The following is a 6514-nucleotide window of genomic DNA, read 5'->3' as shown; positions in this document are numbered from 1 at the left end:
CTGGCTGATCTGCGGGAGGAGGCGTTCGGCGCCGGGTTCGACCTGGTGATGATGATCTACGGGCAGTTCAATGTCTTTCCAAGACACCACGGCATGGAGATCCTGAGGAAGGCCCACGCTGCGCTCGCGCCCGGCGGGCGCCTGCTGCTGGAGCTGCAGTCCGCCGCCCAGATTCAAAGGGACGGTGAGGCTGCTCCGAGCTGGTACTCCGCGCCGTCGGGGCTCTTCTCCGGCAAGCCGCACCTGGTGCTCCAGGAGAACTTCTGGGATGCGGAGGCCGCGGCGTCGACCTTTCGCTGGTCCGTCATTGACGCCGAGACGGCCTCGGTGAGCAGTTTCGCCCTGAGCAACGAAGCCTACTCCGAGGAAGAGCTCGACGATGCCCTGCGTGTGGCCGGGTTTGGCGAGGTGCAGAGATTCCCGTCGTTGAGCGGGAGAGCCGTGTCCGGGGAGGCGGATCTCCCGGTTGTGGTGGCACGTCGATAGGGGAGGCAACCTACGCCGTCACCCTCGGCAACACCACTTCTGGACACCTGCACCCACGACGATGGTGAATGCTGAAGGTGGCACCCATGTCGATGCGATGGTGAATGCGGCACGCAGCATCGAGTGGGTCGATTTGCCACAACCGGCGTGGTACATCGACTCTCCGAGGTTCGAAACCGAGGCGGCCGATCGCGACTCATCTGCAGCCAAATAACCATTCTCGAACTACTTGTCAAAACTCGGGGAAGTTGGCACCGGTCGTGCAGTGGATCGAGTGAGCGTGCCGCACCGCCGGATTGACCGGCGGGAGATTTCCAGGGCAGAACGCGAATCATCAACCCGGTCGGCAGCGACCACAACCGGTACCTTGGACTGCGCATATGACACGTGTGACGGCGGGATCGGAAGAATGTCGGAGGGCAATCGAATGAGAATTCACGGAATCGCGGCAGGCGTCATAGCCCTGTGTCTATTCGCGCTGGCTGCCTCTTTGCAGGCGGCATCAATCATCGAGGAAACGTTCACGGCCTATCCGGACAACGCATTGATCTCGGCTGACCCGGCGGGGCCGGCCGCCGGACTGATCGGCAACTGGACGCTTTTTCCGGAAAGCAACTTCTATGTCAACAAGACCGAGGCCGACGACGACGCCGGTACGGGCAAGGCCGTCTACGACCGGCCGGCTGGCGACAACGGAGCCCGCAGGGCGACACGGAACACCACGGCCGAACATGTTCTCTATGAGACCGACGGTGATCTGTTTTACGCGAGCTTTCTGATTGACCCTGCGAGGGCAGGCGGAGACATGACGTTTGAGCTCGAGCTTGTGAGCCTCGACGGCGGCGGTACGGTCGACTTCTCGTTTGGAATCAGTGGTGGGGCGTACATCGTGGGGAACGGCGGCATCAGCGGTGTCGTCAGCGGCGGCACGGTGACCGCCGACGAGCAGCTGGTGCTCGTCCGGATCGAATACGGCGACACCGAAGGCGGCGGTCTGGACGACAACGAGGTTGTCACGATCTGGGTGGACCCCGTCGACGAGTCAAGCCCGCCGGTCATCGACGGCGTATCGGCTGAGTTGCTGAATAGCGGCGGCGGGAAAATCGCGTCAATCTCGATAAGAGGCGATCAGATGGACGGCCAACCTGCCTTCTTCGATGACCTCCGCGTCGGTTTGTCTTTCGCAGATGTCATGCCGGCGACGCTATCGCTCATCTTTGCCGATGGTTTCGAGTGGGGAACCACCGATCTGTGGTCGTCGGTGACGCCATAATCCTGGGCCACAACTGATTGCGTGGGCACTCATTGCACGGGCACATGAACGGAGCTGGCCATCAGGATGCGATCGACACGTTGGCCGTTCGGTGGTGGTCGATCCAGTATGCCCAGATGACGAGCAGCCACTGAGCCTGGCCAACCCATGCAAGAGCCCTGACGTCTGGCGGGGGCGGACCGAAGAGATTGCCGAGGTAGGCGATGATAAGGAATCCGACCAGGCTCCACAAGGCGATCGAGCCGGTGCGATCGAGCGCCGTGGTGGTGCGTGCATAGAGCCAGACTCCTGTCGCGAAGATGGCGATCTCGACGACCAGCGTGGCGGGTAACGAGTTCCAGAGCCCGAGACCGACCCGGGTTGCGCCTCCCGGCATCAGCGGGAGGTCCGGCCGATGTGATAGGAGGTCCAACAGCCAGTGGCTGACGACGGCGGCGCCACAGATCCACGCGCCCTTCGGGTACCGGCTCACGAGAAAGTACGTGCCACCGAACAGCGCGGCCCATACCAGTGTGATGAGCAGACTGTGGGTCCACGGGTAGTGCGTGAAATCGAGCGGTGTGACCGTTGTGATGCCGGGAGCGATCACCACCTTTTCGAGGCCGATCAGCAGCAGGGTGGGCCACAGGAGGTCTACGAACTGCGCGGCCAGGAAGAGAGTTCCGAGCGACGTCTTCGGCGCCGCCGCTTTGGCCCCGAAACCGACTCCAAAATGACCGAGGAACACGGGATGTAGCCTCCCCTCTGTTTTGCATCAATGGCTGTTTCCGAAACAATGTACTGCAGACCCGCAATTCCTGACGAGCGCTGAAAAATGCCACGGATCACTTGGAGAGGTCAGACGCTTCGAAGTTGTCAAGGGACTCGTGCACCCAAGGTGCGATCTGCATGTGCTGTCCGTGATGGTTACTTCTTCTTCCACCACTCGTCGGCGCTGCCACCGGTCTCTTGCCGTGACTCGTTGCTGTGGAGCTCATCCGTTGCGAAGTTCCGGTCGGGTGGCATGTCGATCTCTTCTTCGGGCGGGGCAAACAAGGCGAGGAAGCGGCTGTCGGATCGCAGCGGCCTCAGGGACGGCAGGTACAGCGGCATGAACGGATCCGGATAACCCCCTTCGAGGGAACGAGCTACTTCGCCAAGAGCGGTTTCGAAATCCCCGAGAAATGCGTGGGCCTGGGCGAGGGCGAGAATCGAGACCGGGTCGCTCAGACCGAGGCGCTCCGCTCTCTCGATGTGTCCTCTCGCCTGGGTATCCAGGCCCGAGATGGCTCGCAGCTGCGCCAGCGCTAATTGTTGTTGAGTTTCTCGTGGCGTTTCCTCCGGGGAGGCGAGGAGGATGGACGCCTCGCTGTCCGCCAGCCGCCGGGCCTCGTCCGCTTCACCGGCCGAGGCCAGGGAGACGGCGAGATTACGTGCAGCCGCCCATCGCTCGCCCCGGAGTTCGCCATCGACGGTGAGGTCGTAGACGGTGCGATAGTGAATCACCGCCTCGTCGTCGGAGCCGGAGGCGTAGAGCAGGTGTGCCAGGTTCGGCAGGCCGTAGGGATGATGCGGTTCCTCGTCAACAGCCGTGCGGGTCAGCTCGAGTGCTTCATCTACCAGACCCTCGGCGGCCAGGCTCCACGCGAGCATGACGCGGAAGCCGACATTCTGGGGTGCGCGTTCGACCAGTCTTCGTGCCGCCTCGGCGGCCTTTGCTGCATTGCGGAAGTGGTTCAGGTATACGAAGTAGAGGCTGATGAGCGGAGGTGTGGTGGTGATATCGAGCTCAGCGGCCCTTTCGAACATCGGCAGGGCCTCGCGAGTCCGCCCGAGGGCCAAAAGGACGTGGCCGCGATTGTTGTGGGCTGACGCAGAATCGGGAAACAGGTCGCAGATCAGCTCGTACTCGGCGAGGGCTGCCTCGAGATCCTCGTCGACGAACTGACTGTTGGCGGCCCTGATCATCAGGCGTTCGCGTTCCGGCAGGCCGTCGGCGTTCACCAACGCCTCTCGCAGGAGCTGCTGTCCACGTTCTTTCTCGCCTTTGAACTGGATCAGAATGAGCGCCAGCCCCCTTTTGGCAGAGGCGAATTCCGGGTCCTTTTCCAGGGCCAGCTCGAAGAGTCCGGTCGCCTCGTCGAACTGGCCGGCCCACCACGCCGATCGCGCCATCGCCAGGTACTTGAGAGCTTCCCACGACGACGTTGCGACGGTCACCACCGGTATATCTGCCTCTTCGATTGACTCGAGAGACTCTCCCAGCCGCTTGCGCACCTCTCGCGTGAGCTTGTCGATGGCGTTCAGTAGCACCTGTTCTCTCCCCTGGGCCGAGACGCGAATACGGTCGACGTGTCGTCCGCTGACCGGATCGACCAGAATCGCCTGCAGCTCGTAGGCGTTCCCGACCGCCAGGATTCGCGGTACCAGCATGGCCCGAATGCCGGCGAAGCGACAGATGTCACGGCCCAGCGTTTCGTTGACCGGGGCGGACGGATCGAGCCGCATCAGTTGCAGCACTGAAGCCACCTGGCTTTGTTGAAACAAACTCACGTAGGGAGATTGCTGGAGGTCGGCCTCGAGCGCGGTGCGCAGCGCCAGATCGAAGGCCTCCTCGTCGGTCTGGTTGACGACACTCGTGATGAGGAGACGATCCTTCGTTTCGAAGGCCAGAGTCGATCTGCCGAAGAACCAGGACAACAGGGCTGCGGCGATAATCGCGCCACCCGCCGCGAGACCGACTTTGATACGCCGAGACCGATGAGGCCGGGTCTCCGGCTCGTGGACAGAGGCTGGAGCTGTCTGGTCGCGGACAGCGGTGAGAGCTTGTGCCATTTCGGATGCGTCGGCAAAACGGTCGGTCGGCTTTTTTGCGAGCGCTCTGCGGATGATGTCGACAAGGCCCGGAGGCACATCCTCGGCGAGTGTGTCGAGGTCGGGCGGATCTTCACTGAGGATGCGGCGAACTGTTTCCGAAACCGAGTCGGCACTGAACGGAGCCTTGCCGGATACCATCTCGTACAGCACGCAACCGCACGAAAAGACGTCGGAGGTCGCGTCGACCTCGGTGCCCGTGACCTGTTCGGGCGACATGTAGGCCGGCGTGCCGAGGAAATGTCCCGGCCGAGTCCGGGTCAGCGTGTCGCCGTCATCGTCGGCTTGTCCGGCCAACGGCTGGTTGAGACGTGCGAGACCGAAATCGAGGATCTTCAGGCGTCCGTCGTCGGTCACCATCAGGTTGCCGGGCTTGATGTCGCGGTGGACGATGCCGGCTTCGTGGGCCGCCGCCAGACCCCGGGTCAGCTGGACTGCCAGACTCAGCTGCTCTTCCAGCGACAGGCGTTCACGCCGCAGCCGCTGGACGAGGCTCTCACCGCGAATGAATTCTGAAGCGAGGTAGATGGAGCCGTCGTCACAGCTCCCGGCCTCGTAGATGGTCGCCACATTGGGGTGGCTGATCGCCGCGGCCGCCCGGCATTCACGGAGAAATCTGGCCCGGACCTCCCGGTTCTCCGCAAGGCCGGGCTTGATCCGCTTGAGGGCGACGTCGCGCTTCAGGAAGGTGTCGCGGGCGCGATACACCACACCCATCCCGCCTTCGCCGAGGCGCTCTGATATTTCGAATCTCGAAATACCCCCCGACATCGGCGTTGTATCGTCGATTATGTGACCCTTCCTGCGAAGATTTTAACAGAGCAGGGAACGGTGTTACGTGGCGACGCCGAGCCACAGCGAGGTGTGGTACCCAAGCACGATGTTGCATCACATGGAGGTGCCAGACCCGACAATTTCCTGGGTGCCAGACTTTTGGGAACTTGTTTGCGGGCTGAGGTCAGGTGGGACTGAAGGTCCAGGGGTCGGGGGTCTCGTCAGGGTGAAAAGTATGATCCGATTGGCCCAGTCATGATGACGCTCACGAGAAATCATGGGCTGGCGCTGGTTCCCGATTCAGCGAATCGCGTAGCCGCCGTCCACCCGAATCGTCTCGCCGGTGACGAAGTCTGAGGCCTGCGAGGCCAGGAAGATCGCCGGTCCAGCCATCTCCTCGGTCTGACCCCAGCGCCCCGCCGGCGTCCGCGACATGATTTCGTCGTTCATCGCCTTGAAATCCTCGGTTCGGACCGGCGCCGTCATGTCGGTTTCGACCCACCCGGGTGCAATGGCGTTCACCTGAATGCCGCTCGGGGCGAGCTCGATTGCCATCGACTTGGTCAGCTGGACAATCGCGCCCTTGGCGGCACTGTAGGAAGGGATCAACCCAGATCCGAAGAATGAGTACATGCTGCCGACGTTGATGATCTTGCCGTGCTCGCGCTGCGCCATCGACGCCGCGACGACCTTCGACAGCAGAAATACCGAGCTCAGCTGTATCTCTATCACCTCGTCCCAGGATTCAGGCGACTCGTGTAGGATGCCGCCGCTGAGCGAGACGATGCCTGCGTTATTGACCAGAATGTCGACCGGGCCGAGCTCAGCCTCCACTCGACGCACCGCCGGTTCGAGCCCTTCACGGTCCTGCAAATCCACCGTGGCGGCGATGGCTCGCGCACCGGTTGCCTCCAGCTCTGCGAGTGTTGCTGCATTCTTCTCTTCGTTTCGGCCGAAAATCGCTACGGCGGCGCCCGCCTGCGCGAAACCGAGGGCGATGGCGCGGCCGATGCCGCCGTTGCCGCCGGTGACGATCGCCACGCGACCCGTCAGATCGAACGATGCTGAATCGGTCATTTCGATACCTCCATCACGAACGCAGTCATGGTCGACAGGAATGGGCGGCGC

The 6514-nt window shown here is 62.5% G+C and carries 6 protein-coding genes; 3 read left to right on the top strand and 3 right to left on the bottom strand.

Going from position 1 to position 6514, the window contains the following annotated elements:
- The 3 genes from LJE93_06345 to LJE93_06335 all read left to right on the top strand — a co-directional run.
- The coding region (locus LJE93_06345) for a hypothetical protein (protein ID MCG6948519.1) at window positions 1–486 on the top strand (486 nt) is incomplete at its 5' end.
- Between the two features lie 61 nt (window positions 487–547).
- Complete coding sequence (locus tag LJE93_06340) at window positions 548–700, top strand: hypothetical protein (GenBank protein MCG6948518.1); 153 nt, start codon at window positions 548–550, stop codon at window positions 698–700.
- A gap of 213 nt (window positions 701–913) precedes the next feature.
- Window positions 914–1759, top strand: coding sequence for a hypothetical protein (locus LJE93_06335; protein MCG6948517.1), 846 nt, complete (start codon window positions 914–916; stop codon window positions 1757–1759).
- A gap of 61 nt (window positions 1760–1820) precedes the next feature.
- Here LJE93_06335 and LJE93_06330 read toward each other — a convergent pair whose 3' ends face one another.
- The 3 genes from LJE93_06330 to LJE93_06320 form a co-directional block, all read right to left on the bottom strand.
- Window positions 1821–2486, bottom strand: coding sequence for a hypothetical protein (locus LJE93_06330; protein MCG6948516.1), 666 nt, complete (start codon window positions 2484–2486; stop codon window positions 1821–1823).
- Between the two features lie 179 nt (window positions 2487–2665).
- Window positions 2666–5383, bottom strand: a complete 2718-nt coding sequence (locus LJE93_06325) for a protein kinase (protein MCG6948515.1) — start codon at window positions 5381–5383, stop codon at window positions 2666–2668.
- Between the two features lie 303 nt (window positions 5384–5686).
- Window positions 5687–6463 carry a glucose 1-dehydrogenase gene (locus LJE93_06320; protein ID MCG6948514.1) on the bottom strand — a complete coding sequence of 259 codons (777 nt, stop codon included), beginning with the start codon at window positions 6461–6463 and terminating at the stop codon, window positions 5687–5689.
- Window positions 6464–6514 lie beyond the last annotated feature (51 nt).

It is taken from the genome of Acidobacteriota bacterium, from assembly GCA_022340665.1.
Classification (GTDB): domain Bacteria; phylum Acidobacteriota; class Thermoanaerobaculia; order Thermoanaerobaculales; family Sulfomarinibacteraceae; genus Sulfomarinibacter.
The sequence above is the reverse complement of the archived record's forward strand: the minus strand, read 5'-3'. Positions and strand labels throughout refer to the sequence as shown.